Origin of the sequence: Pseudomonas sp. PA1(2017) (genome assembly GCF_001945375.1) — a bacterium.
Lineage (GTDB): Bacteria > Pseudomonadota > Gammaproteobacteria > Pseudomonadales > Pseudomonadaceae > Aquipseudomonas.
Genome location: NZ_MSXU01000015.1, coordinates 137,031 through 161,513 on the forward strand (window position 1 = coordinate 137,031; position 24,483 = coordinate 161,513).

Sequence of the window (24,483 nt, forward strand, 5' to 3'; positions counted from 1 at the left end):
CTGAGGTATAATCCTCGGCTTGTTTTCAGCCCGCCAAGACCTTAAGTGGATAGGGTGTTATGTCCGGAAAAGCGCAACAGCAATCTCGTTTGAAAGAATTGATCAGCCGTGGTCGTGAGCAGGGTTACCTGACTTACGCGGAGGTCAATGACCACCTGCCCGAGGATATTTCAGATCCGGAACAGGTGGAAGACATCATCCGCATGATCAACGACATGGGGATCAACGTATTCGAGAGTGCTCCGGATGCGGACGCCCTGTTGTTGGCCGAAGCCGACACCGACGAAGCCGCCGCCGAAGAAGCAGCCGCTGCTCTCGCGGCCGTTGAGACCGATATCGGCCGTACCACCGACCCGGTGCGCATGTACATGCGTGAAATGGGTACCGTGGAGCTGCTGACCCGCGAAGGCGAGATCGAAATCGCCAAGCGTATCGAAGAAGGTATCCGAGAAGTCATGGGCGCTGTCGCTCACTTCCCGGGCACCGTCGACAGCATTCTCGCCGAATACACCCGCGTCACCACCGAGGGTGGCCGTCTGGTCGAAGTCCTCAGCGGCTACATCGACCCGGACGACGGCAGCGTGCCTGCCGAAGCTGCGGCACCGGTTCCTGCCTCCTCGGACGACAAGGCCGAAGACAAGGACGATGACGAAGAAGACGGCGACAGCGACGACGAGGAAGAAGAAGGCGATGGCGGCCCGGATCCGGAAGAGGCCCTGCGCCGCTTCACCGCGGTAGCCGATCAGCTGGAAGTCGCCAAGAAAGCGCTGAAGAAGCACGGTCGCGACAGCAAGCAGGCCATCGAAGAGCTGCGCGTACTGGCCGAGCTGTTCATGCCGATCAAACTGGTGCCCAAGCAGTACGACGCACTGGTGGTGCGGGTGCGTGAAGCCCTGGACCGCCTGCGCGGCCAGGAACGCGCCATCATGCAACTATGCGTGCGTGACGCCCGTATGCCGCGTGCCGACTTCCTGCGCCTGTTCCCCGGCAACGAAGTGGACCTGGACTGGGCTGCCAGCCTGGCCAAGGGCAAATCCAAGTACGCCGAGGCCATCGGCAATCTGCAAGCCGACATTCAGCGCTGCCAGCAGAAGCTGATCGCCCTGCAGGATGAAAGCGACCTGACCCTGGCCGAGATCAAGGACATCAACCGTCGCATGTCGATCGGTGAAGCCAAGGCCCGTCGCGCCAAGAAGGAAATGGTCGAGGCCAACCTGCGCCTGGTGATCTCCATCGCCAAGAAGTACACCAACCGCGGCCTGCAGTTCCTCGACCTGATCCAGGAAGGCAACATCGGCCTGATGAAGGCGGTGGACAAGTTCGAATACCGCCGCGGCTACAAGTTCTCGACCTATGCCACCTGGTGGATTCGCCAGGCGATCACCCGCTCGATCGCCGACCAGGCGCGCACCATCCGTATTCCGGTGCACATGATCGAGACGATCAACAAGCTCAACCGCATCTCCCGTCAGATGCTCCAGGAAATGGGCCGCGAGCCCACGCCGGAAGAGCTGGGCGAGCGCATGGAAATGCCCGAGGACAAGATCCGCAAGGTGCTGAAGATCGCCAAAGAGCCGATCTCCATGGAAACCCCGATCGGCGACGACGAGGATTCGCATCTGGGCGACTTCATCGAGGACAGCACCATGCAGTCCCCGATCGACGTAGCCACCGTGGAAAGCCTCAAGGAAGCCACTCGCGAAGTGCTGGCCGGCCTCACCGCCCGTGAAGCCAAGGTTCTGCGCATGCGCTTCGGCATCGACATGAACACTGACCACACCCTCGAGGAAGTGGGCAAGCAGTTCGACGTCACCCGTGAGCGTATCCGCCAGATCGAAGCCAAGGCACTGCGCAAGCTGCGCCACCCGACCCGCAGCGAACACCTGCGCTCGTTCCTCGACGAGTAAGGTTTCACGGGAATGAAAAATGCCGGTCACTGACCGGCATTTTTTTGCCTGCGTTTCTGGCCTCATGGAGCGGCTTTGCGCTCCACCGCATTGATAGATGAACGGAGCGCCCTTGCTCTACTGGGATGGAAACAGGCTGCAGGGGGAACCGGGCGCGTAGTCAACGCGAAGCTCGTCCACCTGAGCCCAGCGACGCAGCCACCGGGCAATCCTCGCAAAGGTAGCTCAGCCCGCCAGCTCGGCGAAGCCTTGACGAATCGCTTCCTCGGGCAGGTTGTCGCCGATGAACACGATCACGCTCTCGCGCTTCTCGTCGCCGCCCCACTCGCTGTCCCAGTCGAAGCCATAGAGCCGCAACACGCCCTGAAAGACCATGCGCCGGTCTTCACCGACAATGCTCAGCACGCCCTTGTAGCGCAGCAGCGAGTTGCCGTGCTGTTCCAGCAGGCCTTCCATGAAACCGCTGAGCCGATCGAGATCCAACGGCTTGTCGCCCGTCAGCACCAGGGTGGCGATGCGGTCGCTGCTCCTGCCAGGCAGCACCGGCCGCAGGCTCGGTGCCACGTCGGCATTGAGGTTAAAGCCGCGCACATCCAGCAGCTCGCTCAAGTCGATGCGGCCGTGCTCGACCACGCGGATCGGCGCCCGGCGGTTGATGCGCTGCAGGCGCGCGGTAAGCGCTTCACGGGCAGCGTCATCGACCAGATCGGTCTTGCTCAGCAGAATGCGGTCGGCGAAACCGACCTGGGCCTGGGCGATGGTTTCCTGCAGGTGGCGCTCGGAATTGGCCGCGTCCACCAGGGTGATGATGCCGTCGAGCACGTAGCGCTCGCAAAGCTCCTCGGTGGCGAAGAAGGTCTGGGCGACGGGCGCAGGGTCGGCCAGGCCGGTGCACTCGATCACCAGGCGGTCGAAATTCAGCTCGCCGCTGTCGCGCTTTTCCAGCAGCACGAACAGCGCCTTCTCCAGCTCGACGTGGATGGAACAGCACACGCAGCCGTTGGCCAGGGTCATCACCTGTACCGGCTCGCTGCCGAGCAGTTGGCTGTCGATGGGCGTTTCGCTGTATTCGTTTTCGATCACCGCGATCTTCAGGCCATGTTCGGCCTTGAGGATATGCCGCAGCAGAGTGGTCTTGCCGGCACCGAGAAAGCCGCTGAGCACGGTGACCGGAATGGGGGAAAAGGACATGAATGCATTCCTCTGAAAGACACACGCCACGACGAGGCGTGGCGTGTGGTGCTTGAAGCGGGCCCCAAGGCCCGCATGCTGATGTCAGCAGCAGCGGATCGGCCGCCCCTTGCCGCCACCATAACGTGCTTCCTGACGCTCACGGAAGAAGGCTTCGTAGCTCATCACTGGCTGATCGGGATGCTTCTTGGCCATGTGCTCGACGTAGGTGTCGTAGTCGGGCATGCCCACCAGCATCCGCGCAGCCTGACCGAGGTACTTGCCCATCCGGCTGAGATCATTGAACACGAGCAACCTCCGGCGCGTCTGCAGGCAGCGCTTCATAGGTGGCCTCACGGTCGGTACGCAGTTCCTTGCGCCAGGCAGCGCGGCCGACCTTGATCGCGTAGAACAGCACGCTCAGCACCACGAACAGGAACAGCACGGTGAGCGTGGCGTTGGTGTAGGCGTTGAAGATCACGTGCTGCATCTGGCCGATGTCCTTGGCCGGGGCGATGACCTGACCGGCGTCAAGCGCGGTCTGGTACTTCTTGGCCAGGGCCAGGAAGCCGACGGCCGGGTTCGGGTCGAGCAGCTTGATCAGGCCGGCGGTGGTGGTGCAGATCAGCAGCCAGGTGGCCGGAACCAGCGTCACCCACACGTAGCGCTCGCGCTTCATCTTGATCAGCACCACGGTGCCGAGCATCAGGGCGATACCGGCCAGCATCTGGTTGGAGATACCGAACAGCGGCCACAGGGTGTTGATGCCGCCCAGCGGATCGATCACGCCCTGGTACAGCAGCCAGCCCCACAGGGCCACGCAGCCGGCAGTGGCGATCACGTTGGCGGTCCAGGACTCGGTTTTCTTCAGCGAAGGTACGAAGTTGCCGAGCAGGTCCTGCAGCATGAAGCGGCCGGCACGGGTACCGGCGTCCACCGCGGTGAGGATGAACAGCGCCTCGAAGAGAATCGCGAAGTGGTACCAGAACGCCATGGTGTTCTCGCCTGGCAGCACGCTATGCAGGATCTGCGCGATCCCTACGGCGAGCGTCGGCGCACCACCGGCACGGGCCAGAATGGTGTTCTCGCCGATATCACGAGCGACCGCCTCGAGCTGCTCGGGCGTGATCATGAAACCCCAGCTGCTGACCGTGGCGGCTACCGATTGAACGTCCGAGCCGACCAGGGCTGCCGGGCTGTTCATGGCGAAGTAGATGCCCGGCTCGATCACCGAAGCCGCGACCATGGCCATGATGGCCACGAAGGATTCCATCAGCATGCCGCCGTAACCGATGTAGCGGGCATGGGTTTCGTTGGCCAGCAGCTTGGGCGTGGTGCCCGAGCTGATCAGCGCGTGGAAACCGGATACCGCACCACAGGCGATGGTGATGAACAGGAACGGGAACAGCGTACCCTTCCACACCGGGCCAGTGCCGTCGGTGAACTGGGTCAGCGCCGGCATCTTAAGCTCGGGCATGACCACCAGGATGCCGATGGCCAGGGCGATGATGGTGCCGATCTTGAGGAAGGTCGACAGGTAATCGCGCGGTGCCAGGATCAGCCACACCGGCAACACCGCGGCGACGAAGCCGTAGCCGATCAGCATCCAGGTAATCTGCACGCCGGTGAAGGTGAAGGCCGGACCCCATACCGGGTCAGCGGCGATCACCCCGCCCAGCCAGATCGAGCCGAGCAGCAGGACCACCCCGATCAGGGAAATCTCGCCGATGCGGCCTGGCCGGATATAGCGCATGTAGATGCCCATGAACATCGCGATGGGAATCGTCGCCATCACGGTGAACATGCCCCAGGGGCTTTCCGCCAGCGCCTTGACGACGATCAGCGAGAGCACCGCGAGGATGATGATCATGATCAGGAAGGCGCCGAACAGCGCGATGGTACCGGGGATCTGGCCCATTTCCTCGCGCACCAGCTCGCCCAGGGAGCGACCGTTGCGGCGGGTGGAAATGAACAGCACCATGAAGTCCTGCACGGCACCGGCCAGCACCACGCCGGCGATCAGCCAGAGGGTGCCCGGCAGATAGCCCATCTGCGCGGCGAGGACCGGGCCGACCAGCGGGCCGGCGCCAGCGATGGCGGCGAAGTGGTGACCGAAGAGAATGTGCTTGTTGGTCGGGACGTAGTCCAGGCCATCGTTGTTGAGCACGGCGGGGGTGGCGCGGGTGGGGTCGAGCTGCATCACCTTGGTGGCGATGAACAGGCTGTAGTAGCGGTACGCGACGAGGTAGATCGCCACGGCAGCGACGACGATCCACAAGGCATTGATCGATTCGCCGCGATTCAGCGCCACGGTGCCTAGCGCGAAGGCGCCCAGCAACGCGACCGCAAACCAGGCGATATGGCTGGCCATTCTGGTCATTTAGACATCTCCGGCCGCAAGCCTCGGCCTGCGACACTCATTGTTATTGTTGTGCTCTGTCGAGCCCCCCAACTATCCATCTAAGTACGCTTTGTAGTAATTCGCAAAACTACCCACGGCCATCTACGTAGAACTACGTAGAAGCGTGCAGATCGCGTCAGCCGGGTGCTGCAGCTTTGTGTATGCTCTGCCCGCCGTTCATCCGCCACAGCGTTGCCCGCCCAGCCAGGCAGCCCGGAGTGCCCCATGCAACTCAAGCACAAGATCGTCGCCCTGAGCCTGCTGCCCATGCTCCTGGCCGTGGCCGTGGTGTGCCTGCTGGTGCTGATCCAGAACCAGCGTCTGGGCAATCAGCAGGCCCAGCTGATCGAGCACAGCATCCTGGGCAGCAAGCAGGCCGAGCTCAAGCACTACGTGGAAATGGCCCTGAGCACCATCGCGCCGCTTTACGACACCGGCCGCGACGACGAGGAAACCAAACGCCAGGTGCTGGCATTACTTGCGCGCATCAATTTCGGCAGCGACGGCTACTTCTTCGTCTACGACCGCAGCGGCAAGAGCCTCATGCATCCGCGCCAGGCCACACTGGTGGGCAAGGACCTGTGGAACATGACCGATCCCCACGGCCTGCTGGTGATCCAGGCACTGATCCGTAGCGCCACGCAAGGTGATGGTTTCCAGCGCTACGGCTGGCAGAAACCCTCCACCGGTCAGGTCGCTGAAAAGCTCGCCTACGTGACCATGCTCGACCGCTGGGGCTGGATGCTCGGCACTGGCATCTACCTGGAAGACGTCGACAACGCCATCGCCCAGGTTCGTCACGACGTCGGCAGCGGCATTCGCACCACCATGCTGGCCATCGCCATCGTCGCGCTGATCGCCGTGCTACTGGTGTTCGCCAGCGGCCTGACCCTCAACGTCAGCGAACACCGCCTGGCCGACCGCAAACTGCAGCAACTGACCCAGCGCATCATCACCTCCCAGGAGGAGGAGCGCTCGCGCCTGTCGCGAGAGCTGCACGATGGCATCAGCCAGTTGCTGGTATCGATCAAGTTCAAGTTCGAGCTGGCCTGCCACGAGCTGGAAGCCGGCAAGACCAGCGCCGCGCAAACCTTGCGCCAAGGCATCGAGCGCCTGGCCGGGGCGATTGGCGAAGTGCGGCGCATCTCCCACGACCTGCATCCCTCGCTACTCGACACCCTCGGCCTGGCCTCGGCGATCGGCCAGCTGGCCAGCGAGTTCGAGCAGCGCAGCGGACTGCGCGTGGCCTACGACAACAGCCTGGGCGATACCCGCCTGAGCGACGACATGAACGTGGCGCTGTTTCGCATCCTCCAGGAGGCGCTGACCAACATCGAGCGCCACGCCGGCGCCGGCCAGGTGACCATCCAGCTGACCGGCAACCCGCGGCGGGTCAACCTGCGCATCAGCGACGACGGCACGGGGTTCAGCCCACGCCAGGCCGAGCAGAGTGGCGGCATCGGCCTGCGCAACATCCGCGAGCGGGTGGAGCATTTCGGCGGCGACTTCAACATCGCCTCCACATCCGCCGGCACCGTTCTGACCGTCGCCCTGTTACTCTCCGCGGACGCGACACAATCCCGGACCGAGCCCGCATGAAGACCATCCGCATCGCCCTAGTCGACGACCATATCCTGGTGCGCGAAGGCATTCGCACCCTGCTGTCGATGGTCGACCACTTCGAGATCGCCGGGGAAGCCGGCAGTGGCAGCGAGGCGCTGGAACTGGTGGCCCGCGAACAGCCGGACATCCTCCTGATGGACATCGGCCTCAAGGACATCAACGGCCTGGAGCTGACCGGCATCATCAAGAAACGCCACCCGGCCACCAAGGTGTTGATCCTCAGCATGTACGACAATCAGGAATACGTGAGCAGCTCGCTGCGCATGGGCGCCTCGGGCTACGTGCTCAAGGAAGCGCCGTCCCAGGACATCATCTCCGCCATCGACGTGCTGGCGGTCGGCGGGCGTTTCTACAGCGGCGACGTGGCCCACAAGCTGGCCCAGGAAGAAACCGAGGAAGGCGAGCTCACACCGCGCGAACGCCAGGTGCTGCTGATGATGGCCCAGGGCCTGAACAACAAGGCCATGGCCCGCGAGCTGGCGATCAGCGTGCGCACCGTGGAAACCTACCGACTGAACATTCGCCGCAAACTGGACATCGAAAAGCCCGCCGACCTGGTCAAGCACGCCATGGAGTACGGCTGGTCGCCGCAAAACTGACAACCACGCCAGCGCGCTCGGCGACGCCGCCCCGCGCCTTGGCTATAGTGGACTAAATCATCAGAGGACAGCTTCCATGAGTGACAACCACGAACGTCGGCGCTTCCAGCGCATCGCCTTCGACGCGCCCGCCGAGATCATTCAGGGCGAGCAGAGCTGGCAAGTGGAGTTGCACGACATCTCGTTTCGCGGTGTGCTGGTGCGCAGGCCGTGGAACTGGGAGGGCGAGACCGGCCAGGATTACCTGCTGCGCATCGCCCTGGACGACAACCTGCAAGTGACCATGCAGGTCGAGCTGGTACACCGCGAAGAGCGCGTACTGGGCTTTCTCTGCCACCACATCGACCTGGATTCGATGAGCCACCTGCGGCGCCTGGTGGAACTCAACCTGGGCGACGAAGCCCTGCTCGAACGCGAGCTGACAGCGCTTTGCGAAGACGATAACTGATTCTTCGCATTCAGAGGCCTGCGACCTCACGAGACGTGGCTTCACAAAATCAGCGCGCAGCTAATTCGGGCGAGGCGTATCGTTTACACCGCCCCGCTGCGCGACGATACCGACCGAATGCATCAATTACTTAACTGTTTGTGCCTGTCGCTGCTGACGCTGCTTTGCGTTGCCTGCTCGCCGCCGCCATCAGCACCACTGGAGCAGCAAGTCTACATCTGGCAACGGCAATGGCAGCCCGTCCATCATCACGTACTGGCTCAGACCAAGGATGACTTCACCGCCTTACGCGTACTGGCCCTGCAGTTTCACCCCAAGGCTGGCTGGGCCAGAGCCTACCCCAACCTGCAGCAGTTGGTCGCCGACGGTCGGCCGGTGATGATGGTGATACGACTCGATGGACAGTTGCCACAACTGAATCAGGAGCAGATTCTCAACCAGACAAAGAGCCTACTAGATGAATGGCAGGCCCGCGGAATCAATCTGCAAGGTGTGGAAATCGATCACGACTGCGCAAGCGCGCGCTTGCCCGCCTATACAGAACTGCTGGCAGCACTGCGCTCCGCGTTGCCCACCGGCCTCGCACTGAGCATCACCGCCCTGCCCACCTGGCTGAATAGCCCGCACCTGAAAGCCCTGCTGCGCCAGGTCGACAGCTCGGTACTACAGGTGCACGCCATCAACGATCCACGCGACGGTTTGTTCGACCCACAGCAGGCACAACGTTGGGCCGAGGCTTATGGCAAACGCAGCGAGAAAGCCTTCATGCTGGCGCTGCCCGCCTACGGCGTCGCCATGATCGACTCCTCACGACAAGTCGAGAGCGAAGCCCCGCTGGATGTTGGCGGAAGCCGCCGTGAGCTGCTTGTCGATCCCCAGCAAGTTGCCAACCTTCTGACGACCCTGGACGAGCGCCGGCCGAAAAATCTGCACGGCATTATCTGGTTCCGCCTGCCGCTGCCAGGGGACCGTCGTGCCTGGCCGCTGGCGACTCTACAAGCGGTGGTACACAGGCAGCCCCTGAGCGCCTCGATCACCGTGGATGTGAAGCAGGCCGGCCCGCTGCGAGAGTTGACGCTGGTGAGCAATGGCAATCGCGACGTTGAGCTGCCAGTACGGATAAGCCTTCTTGGCAGCCACTGCGAAGCGGCCGACGCCATCGCAGACAATCGCCTGGAGCAGAGCGACAATGGCCCGACTTTCCTTCGCAAGCAAACTGCACGCCTCGCTGCGGGGCAACGCCAGGCACTGGGTTGGGTACGCTGCAGCCTGTTCGAACAAGGAGCAATTCATGTATCACCCTGAGTGGCAACGCCGACTGTTGAGTGCCGGCATTGGCCTGTTGCTGCCGCTGTCCCCTGCCATCGCCTGCGGACCGGATTTCCCCTACCTGCTGCTCAATGATCGCCAGAACGCGCTGGCACAAATGCCCGAAGGCAGCTTCGTTCAGGAAATTCGTAAACTCGGCGCCACAATCCCTGGCCTGGGTAGGGCCAGTGAAGCGACGCTCCAGCAGTACCCGGGCACCAACGACCGACTGCCGATTCAGCGAGAAGAGGTGGAAAAATCACAGCTACAGGACGGTCTCTTCGAGCGAGTTCAACGGTTGCGAGCACTCACCGAAGCGGCCCAGGTAGAAAGCCAGGGCGCCGAATTGCCAGCCGAGCTGCGCCTATACACCGCTGGCGCCGTGGCCTTCGCCCAAGGTGATCACTGGCAGGCTGCCGAACACTTCCAACGCGTACTGGCCTTGCCAGCCGAACAACGCAAGTTGCGCAGCACATGGGCGGCTTACTCTCTGGGCCGTAGCTTGGCCCTTATGAGCGGTGAGGCTACCGACACCAATGAGCCCGACCTGCCGCAACGGGCGGCCGCGGCCTTTGAGCTGACGCGCCAGCTAGCGATCGAGGGCTTTGACGATCCGCTCGAACTGGCCCTGGCCAGCCTCGGTGAACAGGCGCGACTGTATCTGCACGCCGGCGAATGGAGCCAAGCCATCGCGCTCTATGCCAGCCAGGCCATCCATGGTTCCGAAACCGGCACCAGTTCACTACGCGAGGTCGGCGCATCGCTCGCGGCTCTGGATGACCAGCACCTGCGGCCGCTGCTGCATCAGCAAGCGGTGCGCCAGTTGCTCAGCGCCAAGTTGCTGGCTGGCATCCAACATTCGTCGCTTCCCGCAGAGCGCCTGCTGACGCTGATCCAGCAGACCGATATCCAGCAGTTGGATGATGCCGACCGCCTCGCGGCCATCGCCTACCGCGAAGGCAACTACGCCTCAACCCAGCGTTTTCTCGACCGCGCCACCGATAGCGGTCTGACCTGGTGGCTGCGCGCCAAGATGGCGCTACGCGCAGGCGACAGCGAAGCCGCCAGCCAGGCCTATGCCGAAGCGGCCAAAGGTTTTCCGGAAGACGAGAACTGGGGCTGGCGACGTAACGGCGATTGGCTGAACGAAACCCTGAAGCCCAAGTGCCGCATCGAAGGTGAGTCGGCGATTCTCGCCCTCGAGCGTGGTGACTACCTGCAGGCCTTCGAGCAGCTTTATCGCGGGGGAGATATTTACTGGCAGGACGCCGCGGCTGTGGCTGAACGCGTACTGACAACCGATGAACTCAAGGGTTACGTCGACAGCCAAGTTGCCAGCGCTCCGCAGCCTGTGGACAGCGAGCCATGGAATTACTGGGACCGTCCAACGGCAATGCGCCTGCGGGAGCTGCTAGCACGCCGCCTAATGCGCGACGGCCGTTACGACGAGGCGCGTGGCTACTTTGCCCAGGCCGAGCAACAGCAGGCCGCGGCCGACTATCAGCAAGCGCGCGAGCGGGCGCAAAGTGCCTGGACCGACATTGGCCGCGCCGAGGCCTATTTCGAGGCAGCGAGCCTCCTTCGCCGCCAAGGCATGGAACTGCTGGGCTACGAACTGGGGCCGGATAACTACGTTTATGCAGGTAACTATCCAGAACGCTACAACAGCGCTCAAATGATCTCGGATGCAGAGCCCATTGAAACTGGTGGCCTGCTATCGGCAGCCGAGGCACAGCGCTGGAACGCCACTGCTGCCGCCCCCTATCGACGCTTTCATTACCGCTGGATAGCGGCGGATCTGGCCAGCAGCGCGTCAGACCTGCTGCCGGAGCGCAGTCAGGCGTTCGCCAGCACCTTGTGTGCGGCCACCGACTGGATGATCAATGTCGATCCGCAACGTGCACAGAGCTACTACCGTCGTTATGTGGAACAAGGCGCTCTGCGCCTGCCGCCTGCTCCGGCCTTCGTGTTCGGGGTGGGCGCCTGCGAGACGCCGGATTTCCAGGCAGCCCGCAAAAGGCAATGGATCGAACGCGGACAGGCCGTCAGGCAAGTCGCATACGAACACCAAGGTGCGCTGACCGCACTCTCGATAGCCGTGGTCGGCGTCGCCATCTACTGGCGCCGCCGCGCCAAAAAAGCGGTTGCCAAGATGAAAGAGTGAGGGGCAGTGCTCACACTGCTCAGTGGCCGATGCCAAAATCGCAGCAGGCCGCATCGGCCTCGCGGCGACGGGCACGGCGCGCCTTCACCAGTTGCGGCAGCACATCGAGTAGCGGCTGACGCTTGCGCTCGACGCCCAGGCGGTCGACTGGCGAGAAACTGGCTTTGGCGATGATGTCGTAGAACAGCAGCATGATGGCGACTCCTCTGTGGGTACGCCTTCATCCTGCGACTGCCGCCCTGCCCACCCATTGACGCGGATCAATGGCCGCCAGGCGCCCCTAGCGGCAGAACGCCGCAGCTACTCGAACAGCGCGTCGAGCGCCTGCTCCAGCCGCGTCACGGCAACCACCTGAAGGCCCGACGGCGACTCTTTCGGCGCATTGCCCTTGGGCACGATGGCGCGCTTGAAGCCGTGCTTGGCTGCCTCTTTCAGGCGCTCCTGACCACTGGGCACCGGGCGGATTTCGCCGGACAGGCCCACCTCGCCGAACACCAGCAGATCGTGGGGCAGCGGCCGATTGCGCAGGCTGGAAATCACCGCGGCCATCAGCGCCAGGTCGGAGGCGGTTTCCAGCACCTTCACGCCGCCTACCACGTTGAGAAACACGTCCTGGTCATAGGTGGGGATGCCGCCGTGGCGGTGTAACACCGCGAGCAGCATGGCAAGACGGTTCTGATCCAGGCCCAGGGTCACGCGGCGCGGGTTGGCCATATGGCTGGTGTCGACCAGCGCCTGCACCTCCACCAGCATTGGCCGGGTGCCTTCCCAGGTGGCCATGACGATGCTGCCCGGCACTTCCTCCTGGGCGCGGGTGAGAAAGATCGCCGAAGGGTTGCTGACTTCCTTGAGGCCCTTGTCGGTCATGCCGAACACGCCCAGCTCGTTGATCGCGCCGAAACGGTTCTTCACCGCACGCAACAAACGCAGGCGACCATCGGGGTCGCCCTCGAAGTACAGCACGGTATCGACCATGTGCTCGAGCACCCGTGGACCGGCCAGGGCGCCCTCTTTCGTCACGTGGCCGACCAGGAAGATCGCCGTGCCGCTCTGCTTGGCAAAGCGCACCAGCAGCGCCGCACTCTCGCGCACCTGGGCGACGCCGCCGGGCGCGGACTGCAGCTGTTCGGTGAAGATGGTCTGGATCGAGTCGATCACCATCACCTTGGGCTTTTCATGGCGGGCGGTGGCGATGATGCTTTCGATGCAGGTTTCGGTCATCACCTTGAGTTTGTCTTCCGGCAGGCCCAGGCGCCGAGCGCGCATCGCCACCTGCTGCTGGGATTCCTCGCCGGTGACGTACAGCGCCGGAAAACGCTGGGCGACGTTGCACAGGGTCTGCAGCAGGATGGTCGACTTGCCGATACCCGGGTCGCCGCCGATCAGCACCACCGAGCCATCCACCAGACCGCCGCCGAGCACGCGATCGAGCTCGGCCGACGCGGTGGAAAAGCGCGCAACTTCCTCGACGCTGACTTCGGCCAGGGTCTTCAACTGCGCCTGCTGCCCGGCCCAGCCGGTTCGCCCGCTGGGAGCCGCAGCGCCGCCGGCTTCGATCATGGTTTCGGTGAGGGTGTTCCAGGCGCCGCACTCGCCGCATTGCCCGGCCCACTTGGGAAAGGTCGCGCCGCACTCGGTGCAGCCGTACAAGCGTTTGGCCTTGGCCATGGGGGTCGTCCTGCCTGATCGATCAAGGCCGAACGATACCGAACAACTGGATAAATTTACAGACCTGCGCACACGGCCTATCCCCGCCGGGCCACCCAGGTCGATAATGCGCCGCTCCCCTGCCCCGAGGCCCAGCATGTCCATCGAACTGATTCCCGCCAGCGCCGAGCAGTTGCCGCTGATCCGCAACCTGTATCAGTTCTATGCCTACGAATCGTCAGGCTGGGAGCAGGAAGACGTAGAGGTCGACGGCCGCTTCTACGTGCACGAGCCGCACCTGCAACGCTACTGGCAGGACGCCGGCTGGAGCGCCGGGCTGATTCTGGTCGACGGGTTCATTGCCGGTTTTCTGCTGCTGGAGGCCTGCGAGGACCAGCGCCTGGCCGACATGGAGTTCGCCGATCTGTTTCTGCTCAAGAAATACCGGCGCCTGGGCATTGGTCGCGCGCTGCTGCAACAGACGGTCAGCGACGGGCGTCGTTGGCTGCTGTGCTGTTATGCACAGGATGAGCTGGCGAACGCCTTTTGCCGGCAGGCGCTGAGCGAGCTGCCATTCGTGGTGCGTGAGCTGGAAGACGACGGCGCTGAACCGGGGCTGCAACGATTCGTGGTGCAGGCCTGAAGGTTGACGGGTAGCAATAAAGAACCCGGGTTACGCCTGCGGCTAACCCAGGCTACGCAAAACTCGTAGCCGGCGTTGGGCGCAGCGATACCCAGGAATCCGTCACACATCGCTGCACCCAATATCGACTGAGGCTCAGCGCTCGGTGAGCTCCTGCACGATCTTGTCCTTGAGCAGCACTCGCTCGCGGCGCAGGCGGCCCAGGGTTTCGTCATCGAAGGACTGGTTGCCGGACTCGAGTTCGACGATGCGTTTGTCCAGATCCTGGTAGCGGCCCACCAGGCCGTCGAACCCCGGATGGCTTTTGCGACGCTCGGTCAGGGCGTCGCCGAACTCACGAAATTCTTCGCGCAGATTGTGCTCGGCGGTCATGGGGCGCTCCTCTGTGTTGGGGTGATGATGCATTGACCTTAGCCCACCGCCGCCGACCCGACCGCCCGACGAGCTGCATCAGCCGCCGCAGTTATTGCCGCAATTGCAGCACCCGCCCTCGGCCTTGCGCTGCTGGCGCGCCAGATCCTCGCGCAAACCGGAACGACGCAGCTTCAGAGCCGCCAGGCTCAGCCCTTCAGGTCGCTCCAGGCCACTTTCGATACGGGCGATGCGGCGATCGACGTCATCGTGCTGCTCCACCAGCGCGGTGTAAGCAGGGTTGCTGCGCAGCAGCGAAACGGCGTTGGATTGGGCGCAATAGTCGATATGCATGGCCGAACTCCCGATAAATGAATGAGCGCACTCTAGTCGGGTGTAGCGCCCTGGCCGTTGATCCCCGTCAATGCGGGACGGCGCCCCGCAACCGCCTATCGCCGGCACCCAAAGCCTCGCCGTAGAGCTCCGTGATGGAGCGGCCCTGAATGATTGGCCGGTAATAAATTTGGACAATGCCGCCGCACGGGGGTCACAGACCTTGTGCCAGCCAAACGGCAGCACATGGCAGATCGACAGCAGTGCTTTACACTTCAGCGCACCAAATCAGATCCAGGGGGTTGCATATGAGCATCATCAACGAATTCAAGGCGTTCGCGGTCAAGGGCAACGTCGTCGACATGGCGGTCGGTATCATCATCGGCGCGGCCTTCGGCAAGATCGTCTCGTCCTTCGTCGGCGACGTGATCATGCCGCCTCTGGGGCTGCTGATCGGCGGGGTGGACTTTTCCGACCTGGCCATCACGCTCAAGGCCGCGCAAGGTGATATCCCGGCAGTGGTGCTGGCCTATGGTCGCTTTATCCAGACGGTGATCGACTTCGTGATCGTGGCATTCGCCATCTTCATGGGCGTCAAGGCGATCAACCGCCTCAAGCGTGAAGAAGCCGCGGCGCCTTCGGTACCGCCGGCGCCTAGTACCCAGGAAGTGCTGCTGACGGAAATCCGCGACCTGCTCAAGAGCGGGCAGCACAAGGAATGACCGGCACACGCCGGACATGAAAACGGCGCCCCTAGGGGCGCCGTTTTCGTTTCACTGCCGCGCCGTTACGCAGCCGACTCGCTGCCCGGCTTGAGCAGCACGCGGGTGATGCGGCGCTCCTTGACCTCGATCACCGTCAGCTCCCAGCCCAGGTACTCGACCTTGTCGCCGATCAGCGGCAGGCGGTCGAGCAGGCTCATGGCCAGGCCGGCCAGGGTCTGGTAATCGTCGGTCGGCTTGGCAGCGAAGTTCATCCGCTCGCGCAACACCGCCAGATTGACCGCACCGTTGACCCGGTAGCCACCGTCCACTTCCTCGACGTCCGGGCCATCCACTTCGCTGGCGTCCGGCAGCTCGCCGGCAATCGCTTCGAGGATGTCGGTCAGGGTCAGCAGGCCTTCGAAGCCGCCAAACTCGTTGACCACGAAGGCCACGTGGGTCGAGCCCTGGCGCATCTGCTCGAGCGAGCTGAGCACGCTGGAGCTGTCCGGCAGGTTGATCGGCGCCCGCACCAGGCTCTCGATATCCGGCTGCTGGCCCTTGAGCAATTCCTTGAACAGCTCCTTCTTGTGGATGTAGCCCAGGGGCTCGTCACGCGAATCATTGCGAGTCACCACCAGACGCGAGTGCGGCGAGTCGAGCAGCGCCTGCTGGATCTTCTCAGGCTCGTCATCGAGGTTGATGCGGTCGACTTCCATGCGATCGGTCATGACCTTCTGAATCGACATCTCGGCCATGTTCAGCACGCCGCTGATCATCACCCGCTCACGGCGGTCGAACAGCGCGGTTTCGCCCTGTTCGCCCTCGAGCATGTCGGCGATGTCCTCGCCGACTTCATCGGCCTGCACCTTGCCGCCGAGCATGCGCATCACCGCATGGGCGGTTCGGTCACGCAGGCCACGCTGGCCCTGCAGGCTGCGCTTACGGCGCGAACGAGCGACTTGGTTGAACAGCTCGATCAGGATCGAGAAGCCGATGGCGGCGTACAGGTAACCTTTCGGGATGTGGAAGCCCAGGCCTTCGGCGGTCAGGCTGAAGCCGATCATCATCAAGAAGCCCAAGCACAGCATGATTACCGTCGGGCGGGCGTTGACGAAGGCGGTCAGCGGCTTGCTGGCGACGATCATCAAGCCGATGGAGATGATCACCGCGATCATCATCACTTCCAGGTGCTCGACCATGCCGACGGCGGTGATGACCGCATCCAGCGAGAACACCGCGTCGAGCACGATGATCTGCGCGACCACCGGCCAGAACTTGGCATAGGTGCGCGCGCCGCCGGGCTGGTGCACGCGGCCTTCCAGGCGTTCGTGCAGCTCCATGGTGGCCTTGAACAGCAAGAACACACCGCCGAACAGCATGATCAGGTCACGCCCGGAGAAGGACTTGCCAAATACTTCGATCAGCGGATCGGTGAGGGTCACCAGCCACGCCATACTGGCCAACAGGCCCAGGCGCATGATCAACGCCAGGCTCAGGCCAATCACCCGCGCGCGGTCGCGCTGATGTGGCGGCAGCTTGTCGGCAAGAATGGCGATAAACACCAGGTTGTCGATGCCCAGGACGATTTCCAAGACGATCAGGGTCAACAGGCCCAGCCAGGCCGTCGGATCAGCCATCCATTCCATTTAGTGTGTAGCTCTCTCTAGGGGAAAACGAAGACGGCCGAATGCGCCACGCATGCAAGAAGCAGGCGCGTGGAAACTCGGCTGTCGGAAAGAAGGTGCAGCTGGGTGCTGCACGTTAAGCGCACGCCGGGCGGCGTGGCCTTTGGGAAGTACCGCCCTCGTCCATAACGGCGAGGGCGATCGTCTACTGTCGCTGTCCATGAAGACCGGATAATGGGAAACAGACCACGCAATCTACTGGAGCGCGAGTCACACTGAAAGCGGCAAGTTTGTAACCGTGCTTTACATAGTGATGAGCGCGTCAGGTTGCAGGTTTACCAGTAGTTCTCCACGGCCACTTGCCCGGGCCGCCGCGTCAGGCTCAGATTCAACCCACGGGCCTTCAGGCGCTGGCGAATGTCGTCGATCATCTGCGGGTTGCCGCAGATCATCAGGCGCGAATGCTCGGGCGTGAGTTGCAGACCGGCGGCACGTTCCAGCTCGCCATTGTCGAGCAGTTCGGTGATGCGTGCATCCAGGCAACCGGGTGCCTGCTCACGAGTGACCACCGGCAGATAGGTGAGCTTGTGAGTGAATTCGGCCAGGTGCTCCAACTCGGAAAAGCCGTGGATCATCTCCTGATAGGCCAGCTCGGCCACAGTGCGCGCGCTGTACACCAGCACGATGCGTTCGAAACGCTCCCAGACCTCGAAATCCTGCAGCATGGACAGAAACGGCGCGATACCGGTGCCGCTGCCCAGCAGCCACAGGTCGCGGCCATCGACGAAGCGATCCAGGGTCAGGTAACCGGTGGCCATCTTCTCCACCAACAGGGTGTCGCCAACACGTAGACGGCTCAGTTCGCTGGTGAACTCGCCGCCGGGCACCACGATGGAAAAGAACTCCAGGTGTTCGTCATGGGGCGCGGAGACCAGCGAATAGGCGCGCCAGACCACCGAGCCATCGGCCTTCTCCACCCCCAGGCGCACGAACTGCCCGGCGCGAAAGCGAAACCCGGCATCACGGGTGGTACGCAGAGTAAACAGCGTGGGCGTGAGGGTCTGTACGTCGAGAAGGGTCTGGCGGGTGAATTTGTCTTCGCTACTCATCGGCGGCTCCAGCAAGGCTCATGGGCCTAGTGTGGCGCAAAGCGGCAGCTGGAAACACCGGTAAAGATCAGGGGAAAACGCGCAGCTCACCGGTGGAGGCGCCGACCTCGGCGCGATGGGATGGTGGCCAGTCAGCAGAACCTGCGGTGCACCTGCCTTTCACCGCGGGTCGCGGTTCCCACAGTTCGGTAGCCCGGGTCGAGCGCAGCGACACCCGGGAAAACACCGCCGCTTACCGCCCATAAGAAAGCCGACCCTGAGGTCGGCTTTCTCGTCGCAGCGAAACGGGCGCTTACAGCGCGTCGCGGCTGCTGGCACCGTCCACCAGACGGGCGATGCCCAACGGGTTGGCGTTCTTCAGGGCGTCGGGCAGCAAGGCGTCCGGGCAGTTCTGGTAGCACACCGGGCGCAGGAAACGGTCGATGGCCAGGGTGCCGACCGAGGTGCCGCGGGCGTCGGACGTCGCCGGGTACGGGCCGCCATGCACCATGGCATCACAGACTTCCACACCGGTCGGGTAGCCGTCGAACAGTACGCGGCCGACCTTCTGTTCGAGCAGCGCAAGCAGTTCCTCGCTGCCGGCCAGGTCGCCCGGTTCGGTGATCAGCGTGGCGGTCAGCTGACCGTGCAACCCCTCGATGGCCTCTAGCAGCTCGGCCTTGTCGGACACCTCGACGACGATGGTGGTCGGCCCGAAGACTTCTTCCTGCAGGCGCTCGTCACCATCGAGCAACAGGCTGACATCGGCCTTGAACAGTTGCGGGCGCGCCTGCTTGCCTTCCTGCGCGGCACCAGCCAGGTGAGTGATACCCGGGTGTGCGGAGAGCGCAGCGATGCCTTTGCCATAGCCCTCCAGGCCGCCGGCATTGAGCAGCGTCTGCGGCGGCTGCTCGGCCATCTTGGCGGTCAGGCTGTGCAGGAAGGTGCTGAACTCCGGCGAGCGAATACCAAGCACCAGGCCAGGGTTGGTGCAGAACTGCCCAGCGCCGAGCACCACCGATGCGGCCAACTCGCCGGCAACCTTCTCGCCACGAGCCTTGAGGGCTTCGGGCAGGAGGATGACCGGGTTGATGCTGCTCATCTCGGCGAACACCGGGATGGGCTGTGGGCGCGCCGCGGCCATGTCGCACAGGGCACGACCGCCACGCAGCGAACCGGTGAAGCCGACCGCCTGAATGGCTGGGTGCTTGACCAGTGCGGCGCCGACGATGCCGCCGTAGATCATGTTGAACACGCCTTTGGGCATGCCGGTTTTCTCCGCTGCGCACAGCAGCGCCGCGCCCACCAGGGCGGTGGTGGTCATGTGGCCGGGGTGGGCCTTGAACACTACCGGGCAGCCGGCAGCCAGGGCCGACGCGGTATCCCCCCCCGCCGTCGAGAACGCCAGCGGGAAGTTGCTGGCGCCGAACACGGCGACCGGGCCGAGGCCGATGCGGTACTGGCGCAGATCCGGGCGCGGCAGCGGCTGGCGATCCGGCAGGGCGCGGTCGATGCGTGCGCCGAGGAAATCGCCGCGGCGCAGCACCTGGGCGAACAGGCGCATCTGCCCGCTGGTGCGCCCGCGCTCGCCCTGGATACGCCCGGCCGGCAGCGCGGTTTCCCGGCAGACGACGGCGATGAAGTCCTCGCCCAGGGCGTCCAGCTCGTCGGCAATGGCATCGAGAAACTCGGCGCGCCGGGTCGCCGGCAGGCTGCGATAAACCGGGTAGGCGGCAGCGGCGGCCTGGGCAGCGGCATCGACTTCCTCGGCCGTGGCCTCGACAAAGTCGTGGGGCAGCGCTTCGCCCGTGGTGGCATCGACGCTCTGCAGCTTCACAATGCCGCGGGCACTATAGGCGCCGCCGATGATGTTGTGGCCGTTTACGGACATGAATATTTCCTCCTGGTCAGAACCAAGCGGGGCCAAAACTGGCCCCGGCATGGATAAAGGTGGATGGTTCAAAGGGCAGTGACGCCACCCGGCTCGAGCGGCTCATCGGCCGCTACCAGCCCGTTGCGCAAGGGCGCACCGAACTCGCTCATCTCGATCTCGAAGGTGTCACCGGGCTGCGCCCGGATACCGTCGGCATAGGACAGCGTAGCGGTTCCGAAGTAATGCACGTGCACATCGCCCGGGCGCAGGAACTGCTGGTACTTGAAGTGGTGGAACTCCAGGTTCTCCAGGCTGTGGCACATGTTCTCCTCGCCGCTGAGAAACTCCTTCTCCCAGATCACCTCGCCACCCCGATGAATGCGGCTGGTGCCGGCCAGGTGCGCCGGCAGCTCGCCGACGCGCAGCTCCGGCCCGTAGGCGCAGGCGCGCAGCTTGGAATGCGCCAGGTACAGATAGCTGCGACGCTCCAGCACGTGGTCGGAAAATTCATTGCCCAGGGCATAGCCGAGGCGATACGGCTTGCCGTCGTCACCGATCACGTACAGGCCGACCAGCTCGGGCTCCTCGCCGCCGTCTTCGGCGAACACTGGCACCGGCAGTTCGGCGCCAGGGCGCACGACGATGCTGCCATCGCCCTTGTAGAACCACTCCGGTTGCGCGCCTACCTTGCCGGCACCCGGCTTGCCGCCCTCCAGGCCCCAGCGGAACATGCGCATGGTGTCGGTCAGGGCGGCTTCGTCCTGGCCTTTCTGCTGGTGCATCTTGTCACGGGTCGAGGCGCTGCCAAGGTGCGTCAGGCCGGTGCCGCTGATCAGGCAATGGGCCGAATCTTCATGATCCAGCGGCGGCAGGATGCGCCCACCCTGCTGCAGTTCGGCGTAGGCCGGGCCGGCGTCGCTGCCGCGGCTCTCGACTTCGCCCTGCAGGCTGCGCCCGGCGCGGATCGCCGCCAGCGCCAATTCGCGGGTGCTGGCCACGCCACGCACGGTACGGATGGCATCGCCTTCGACAACGCCGACCTGGCGCTGGCCGCTGGTGGATTCGAACTGGATCAGTCGCATGGCTTATCTCTCTTGTCAGTCTTGCCCGAACGGGTACAGGGCAGACTTTACGAACTGCGCGCCAGCCTGCCTAATGACAGGCTCTGATCAAGCAATAACCGATGGTTATCACCATGCTCGCTTCCCTGCCCGCCCTGGTTTCCCGACTGCGCCTGAAACAGCTGCGCCTGCTGATCGCCCTCGACGAACAGGGCTCGCTGCACAAGGCCGCCGACGCCGTGGCGATCAGCCAGCCAGGCGCGACCAAGGCGCTCAACGAAATCGAATCGGCATTCGGCACGCGGCTGTTCACCCGTACCAGCCAGGGCCTTGAAGCCAACGACCTGGGGCGCTGCGCGATTCGCTATGCGCGGCTCATCCACAGCGACCTGGCGCACCTGCGCGAAGAAATGCTCGGCATTCTCCAGGGCCAGGGCGGCCGCCTGGTGGTGGGCGTGATCATGGGTGCGGTGCCGCATCTGACCCGCGCGCTGTCACGCTTGCGCGCGCGCCAGCCGGAGCTGTCGGTGGAGATCGTCGAGGACACCAGTGCGCGGCTGCTCAGCCTGATCGACCAGGGCCGCGTCGACCTGGCGATCTGCCGCACCAGCGTGAGCCGCCGGCCGGACGATTACGACTGCCTGAGCCTGCATGACGAACAGCTTAAAGTGGTGGCCAGCCCAGCTCACCCGCTGGCCAGCACGCCGGGCCTGAGCCTGGCGCAACTGGCGGCCTACAGCTGGGTGGTGTTCCCGGCGAACATGCCGATGCGCCTGGTGCTGGAGCGGGCGTTCAGCGACGCCGGGCTGGAGTTTCCACGCTACCCGCTGGAAACCGCGTCGACCTTCGCCACCCTGATGCTGCTGCAGGAAGACCCGAACCTGGTCGCGCTGATGCCGCGGGAGACTGCCCAGTCAGCGGCGCGCGCCGGCCAGCTGGCGTGCCTGGAGCTGGCCCAGGTGCTGCGCAGCGAGCCCTATGGGGTGATCAGCCGACGCGGCTCGCCGCTATCGGCGCCGGCGCGTCTGTTGCTCGAAGAGCTGCGTGACGAGCCAGCAGAGGTGCTCAGCGGCGGTTGACCGTCTGCGCTGCACGCAGCACGTCAGCACCGATCTCCGCCTCGAAGCGCTGCCACACCGGGCGCATCGCTTCGCGCCAGGCATCGCGCTGCTCGGGCGTCAGGGTGATGATCTGCGCACGGCCGGCGGCGACCAGTTGCTCGCGGCTCTTGCGGTTCAGCTCCTCGGCGTCCTGATTCACCTTGAAGCTGACCTCTTCGATGATCGCTTCCAGCTGGGTGCGCACCTGATAGGGAATGCTTATCCAGAACTTGGAGTTACTGATCAGCATGTAGTTGAGCGAACCGTGGTTGGTTTCGGTGATGAACGGCTGAACGCTGTCGAGCTTCTGGCTGGCCAGGTTCGACCAGGGGTTTTCCGCGCCCTGCACGGTGCCCTTCTGCAGTGCCGCCAGGGTTTCGCTAAAGGCCAGCTTGCTGGTGCTGGCACCGATCTGGGCGAACTGCGCTTCCAGTACCGACGACGGCTGGATGCGGAAATTCAGGCCCTTGGCATCGGCCGGCGCCTTCAACGCACGGGTGGCGGAAAGCTGCTTCATGCCGTTGTTCCAGTAGGCCAGGCCGTAGATGTCCTGGTTGGCCATGGAGCGCAGCAGCTCGCGGCTCTTCTCGCGCTTCTGGAAGCGTTTCACCGCTTCCAGGTCATCGAACAGGAACGGCAGGTCGAACACCTGCAGTTGCTTGGTGTAGGCATCGAACTTGGACAGCGACGGCGCCAGCAACTGCACCTTGCCGTCACGCAGCGCCTGCAGTTCGTCATCGTCACCGAACAGCGTGGAATTGGGGTACACCTCGACCTTCACCTTGTCGCCGAGGCGCTGCTCCACCAGCTCCTTGAATAGCTGCGCACCGCGGCCCTTCGGGGTGTCTTCGGCAACCACGTGGGAAAATTTGATGACGATGGGCTCGGCGGCGAAGGCCGGCGTGCAGATCAGCAGCGCTGCTGACAGGACGGTGGTAACAACGGACTTGAACATGCAGATACCTTGGCAATGGCAGCACGGCAGGCGCACGGGGCACCCACCTGAAAAAAGGGACTCATCTGGATTGGCCTCGGCGAGGCGCTGGCGACGCGTTGTCGGCTGGGCCCGCAGCGGGTGCGGAAGGGCCGACTATTATTGGAGGGGCTGCGGATATGACCGGTGGGTTGGCAAATGACCGGCAGGGCAGCGGCCGCGATTCTTCGCGATTGGCACTTGCCGAACAAGCCGCAAATACGCCAACTGCCGCACAACCTGAAGATTTCCCGTGGCAGAATGCGCCCCGCCACGCCCACCACGAGATCAGCATGTCGTCGTCCTTCGTCACCCCGTTCGCCACCCTCGACCTGCAGCGCCAGCCCGAGCAACCCGGCATGCCGCTACAGGCCTTCGATGCCGCCGATGCTTATCTGCTCGATCAGGTGCAGGCCCTACCGGCCGACGCACGCGTGCTGCTGCTCAACGACAGTTTCGGCGCCCTGGCCTGCGCCCTCGCCGGCCGCGCCCGGGTAACCAGCAGCGGCGACTCGCACCTCGGCCACCTGGCGCTGCGCCTCAACCTGGCGCGCAATGGTCTCGCCGAAGACGCGGTGACCTTCATCCCGGCCAGCGAGGCAGCGCGTGGGCCGTTCGACCTGGTGTTGATCCGCATCCCGAAAACCCTGGCGCTGCTGGAAGAACAACTGATCCGCCTGCACGGCCAGCTCGCCCCAAACGCCCAGGTGATCGCCGGCGCGATGATCAAGCACCTGCCCCGCGCTGCCGGCGACCTGCTGGAGAAGTACATAGGCCCGGTGCAGGCTTCGCTGGCGGTGAAAAAGGCCCGTTTGCTGCACGCCACGCCCGAAGCCAAGCCGGCAGCGCAGTCGCCCTATCCGACCCGCTACCGTCTCGACAAACCGGCGCTGGAACTCGGCAACCACGCCAACCTGTTCTGCCGCGAAGGCCTGGACATCGGCACCCGCGCCTTACTGCCGCACCTGCCGCGCCACCTGGACGACCGCCGTGTGGCCGACCTGGGCTGCGGCAACGGCGTTCTGGGCATCGTCTACGCCCTCGGCAGCCCGCAGGCCGAGCTGACCTTGGTGGATGAGTCCTACATGGCCGTACAGTCCGCCCGCGAAAACTGGCAGACCGCCCTGGGCGAGCGTCCGGTGGCCGTGCGCGCGGGCGACGGCCTGGCCGAGCAGCCTGCCGACTCGCTGGATCTGGTGCTGTGCAACCCGCCCTTCCACCAGCAGCAGGTGGTCGGCGACTTTCTCGCCTGGCGCATGTTTCAGCAGGCGCGCAGCGCGCTGGTCACCGGCGGCGAACTGTGGATCGTCGGCAACCGCCACCTGGGTTACCACGCCAAGCTGGCGCGGCTGTTCCGCGGCGTCGAGCAGGTGGCGGCCACGCCGAAGTTCGTGGTGCTGAAGGCGACCAAGTAATCCAGATGAACCCGGGTGTCGCTTCGCTCGACCCGGGCTACCAGAGCGGC

At 64.1% G+C, this 24,483-nt stretch carries 22 protein-coding genes; 10 read left to right on the top strand and 12 right to left on the bottom strand.

The window, feature by feature from the left end; genetic code table 11:
• The first annotated feature begins 59 nt into the window (after positions 1 to 59).
• Positions 60 to 1,907 carry an RNA polymerase sigma factor RpoD gene (rpoD, locus tag BVH01_RS21290; protein ID WP_075932245.1) on the top strand — a complete coding sequence of 616 codons (1,848 nt, stop codon included), beginning with the start codon at positions 60 to 62 and terminating at the stop codon, positions 1,905 to 1,907.
• A gap of 225 nt (positions 1,908 to 2,132) precedes the next feature.
• Here rpoD and yjiA read toward each other — a convergent pair whose 3' ends face one another.
• The 3 genes from yjiA to BVH01_RS21305 form a co-directional block, all read right to left on the bottom strand.
• Complete coding sequence (gene yjiA / locus BVH01_RS21295; RefSeq protein WP_075932246.1) at positions 2,133 to 3,098, bottom strand: GTPase; 966 nt, start codon at positions 3,096 to 3,098, stop codon at positions 2,133 to 2,135.
• Between the two features lie 84 nt (positions 3,099 to 3,182).
• Positions 3,183 to 3,386 (bottom strand): YbdD/YjiX family protein, encoded by a 204-nt coding sequence (locus BVH01_RS21300; protein WP_013793040.1) that lies wholly within the window; start codon positions 3,384 to 3,386, stop codon positions 3,183 to 3,185.
• Positions 3,376 to 5,457 (bottom strand): carbon starvation CstA family protein, encoded by a 2,082-nt coding sequence (locus BVH01_RS21305; RefSeq protein ID WP_075932247.1) that lies wholly within the window; start codon positions 5,455 to 5,457, stop codon positions 3,376 to 3,378. The genes BVH01_RS21300 and BVH01_RS21305 overlap by 11 nt, the downstream gene beginning before the upstream one ends.
• 246 nt (positions 5,458 to 5,703) lie before the next feature.
• Here BVH01_RS21305 and BVH01_RS21310 point away from each other — a divergent pair, with 246 nt between their 5' ends.
• The 5 genes from BVH01_RS21310 to BVH01_RS21330 all read left to right on the top strand — a co-directional run bounded on the left by BVH01_RS21310 (position 5,704) and on the right by BVH01_RS21330 (position 11,620).
• Complete coding sequence (locus BVH01_RS21310) at positions 5,704 to 7,077, top strand: cache domain-containing protein (RefSeq protein WP_075932248.1); 1,374 nt, start codon at positions 5,704 to 5,706, stop codon at positions 7,075 to 7,077.
• Positions 7,074 to 7,700 carry a response regulator transcription factor gene (locus tag BVH01_RS21315; protein WP_075932249.1) on the top strand — a complete coding sequence of 209 codons (627 nt, stop codon included), beginning with the start codon at positions 7,074 to 7,076 and terminating at the stop codon, positions 7,698 to 7,700. Before BVH01_RS21310 ends, BVH01_RS21315 begins: the two co-directional genes overlap by 4 nt.
• Positions 7,701 to 7,776: 76 nt before the next feature.
• Positions 7,777 to 8,148, top strand: a complete 372-nt coding sequence (locus BVH01_RS21320; protein WP_075932250.1) for a PilZ domain-containing protein — start codon at positions 7,777 to 7,779, stop codon at positions 8,146 to 8,148.
• A gap of 117 nt (positions 8,149 to 8,265) precedes the next feature.
• Positions 8,266 to 9,453, top strand: coding sequence for a DUF3142 domain-containing protein (locus BVH01_RS21325; protein WP_075932251.1), 1,188 nt, complete (start codon positions 8,266 to 8,268; stop codon positions 9,451 to 9,453).
• Positions 9,440 to 11,620, top strand: a complete 2,181-nt coding sequence (locus BVH01_RS21330) for a hypothetical protein (RefSeq protein WP_139317888.1) — start codon at positions 9,440 to 9,442, stop codon at positions 11,618 to 11,620. Before BVH01_RS21325 ends, BVH01_RS21330 begins: the two co-directional genes overlap by 14 nt.
• 19 nt (positions 11,621 to 11,639) lie before the next feature.
• On the opposite strand, the gene BVH01_RS24735 is transcribed toward BVH01_RS21330, so the two are convergent.
• Together BVH01_RS24735 and radA are read right to left on the bottom strand one after the other, a co-directional pair.
• Positions 11,640 to 11,813, bottom strand: a complete 174-nt coding sequence (locus BVH01_RS24735; RefSeq protein WP_168172898.1) for a hypothetical protein — start codon at positions 11,811 to 11,813, stop codon at positions 11,640 to 11,642.
• A gap of 107 nt (positions 11,814 to 11,920) precedes the next feature.
• Complete coding sequence (radA, locus tag BVH01_RS21335; RefSeq protein ID WP_075932252.1) at positions 11,921 to 13,288, bottom strand: DNA repair protein RadA; 1,368 nt, start codon at positions 13,286 to 13,288, stop codon at positions 11,921 to 11,923.
• A 136-nt stretch (positions 13,289 to 13,424) separates the two neighbouring features.
• Here radA and BVH01_RS21340 point away from each other — a divergent pair, with 136 nt between their 5' ends.
• A complete protein-coding gene (locus BVH01_RS21340) occupies positions 13,425 to 13,910 on the top strand; it encodes a GNAT family N-acetyltransferase (RefSeq protein ID WP_075932253.1) in 486 nt (161 codons plus the stop codon).
• Between the two features lie 135 nt (positions 13,911 to 14,045).
• Here BVH01_RS21340 and BVH01_RS21345 read toward each other — a convergent pair whose 3' ends face one another.
• Positions 14,046 to 14,282, bottom strand: a complete 237-nt coding sequence (locus BVH01_RS21345) for a YdcH family protein (RefSeq protein WP_075932254.1) — start codon at positions 14,280 to 14,282, stop codon at positions 14,046 to 14,048.
• A 78-nt stretch (positions 14,283 to 14,360) separates the two neighbouring features.
• Complete coding sequence (locus BVH01_RS21350) at positions 14,361 to 14,615, bottom strand: DUF465 domain-containing protein (protein ID WP_075932255.1); 255 nt, start codon at positions 14,613 to 14,615, stop codon at positions 14,361 to 14,363.
• A 287-nt stretch (positions 14,616 to 14,902) separates the two neighbouring features.
• Between BVH01_RS21350 and mscL the strand changes: the two genes are divergently transcribed.
• The gene (mscL, locus tag BVH01_RS21355) at positions 14,903 to 15,316 is read left to right on the top strand and encodes a large-conductance mechanosensitive channel protein MscL (protein ID WP_075932256.1); all 414 of its coding nucleotides are present in this window, start codon (positions 14,903 to 14,905) and stop codon (positions 15,314 to 15,316) included.
• Positions 15,317 to 15,381: 65 nt separating this feature from the next.
• Here the strand turns inward: mscL and BVH01_RS21360 are convergent, their stop codons facing one another.
• The 4 genes from BVH01_RS21360 to araD1 form a co-directional block, all read right to left on the bottom strand.
• Complete coding sequence (locus BVH01_RS21360) at positions 15,382 to 16,944, bottom strand: TerC family protein (protein ID WP_075932257.1); 1,563 nt, start codon at positions 16,942 to 16,944, stop codon at positions 15,382 to 15,384.
• A gap of 314 nt (positions 16,945 to 17,258) precedes the next feature.
• The gene (locus BVH01_RS21365; protein ID WP_075932258.1) at positions 17,259 to 18,032 is read right to left on the bottom strand and encodes a ferredoxin--NADP reductase; all 774 of its coding nucleotides are present in this window, start codon (positions 18,030 to 18,032) and stop codon (positions 17,259 to 17,261) included.
• A gap of 292 nt (positions 18,033 to 18,324) precedes the next feature.
• Positions 18,325 to 19,902, bottom strand: coding sequence for an aldehyde dehydrogenase (NADP(+)) (locus BVH01_RS21370; RefSeq protein ID WP_075932259.1), 1,578 nt, complete (start codon positions 19,900 to 19,902; stop codon positions 18,325 to 18,327).
• 68 nt (positions 19,903 to 19,970) lie between these two features.
• A complete protein-coding gene (araD1, locus tag BVH01_RS21375; protein ID WP_075932260.1) occupies positions 19,971 to 20,966 on the bottom strand; it encodes an AraD1 family protein in 996 nt (331 codons plus the stop codon).
• Between the two features lie 113 nt (positions 20,967 to 21,079).
• Between araD1 and BVH01_RS21380 the strand changes: the two genes are divergently transcribed.
• Positions 21,080 to 22,024, top strand: a complete 945-nt coding sequence (locus tag BVH01_RS21380; RefSeq protein ID WP_075932611.1) for a LysR family transcriptional regulator — start codon at positions 21,080 to 21,082, stop codon at positions 22,022 to 22,024.
• On the opposite strand, the gene BVH01_RS21385 is transcribed toward BVH01_RS21380, so the two are convergent.
• On the bottom strand, positions 22,011 to 23,000 hold the full coding sequence (locus BVH01_RS21385; RefSeq protein WP_075932261.1) for a TRAP transporter substrate-binding protein: 990 nt from the start codon (positions 22,998 to 23,000) through the stop codon (positions 22,011 to 22,013). The two genes, BVH01_RS21380 and BVH01_RS21385, sit on opposite strands and share 14 nt — an antisense overlap.
• Before the next feature lie 311 nt (positions 23,001 to 23,311).
• On the opposite strand from BVH01_RS21385, the gene BVH01_RS21390 reads away from it, so the two are divergent.
• Entirely contained in the window at positions 23,312 to 24,433 is a 1,122-nt protein-coding gene (locus BVH01_RS21390; protein WP_075932262.1) for a class I SAM-dependent methyltransferase, read from the top strand.
• Positions 24,434 to 24,483 lie beyond the last annotated feature (50 nt).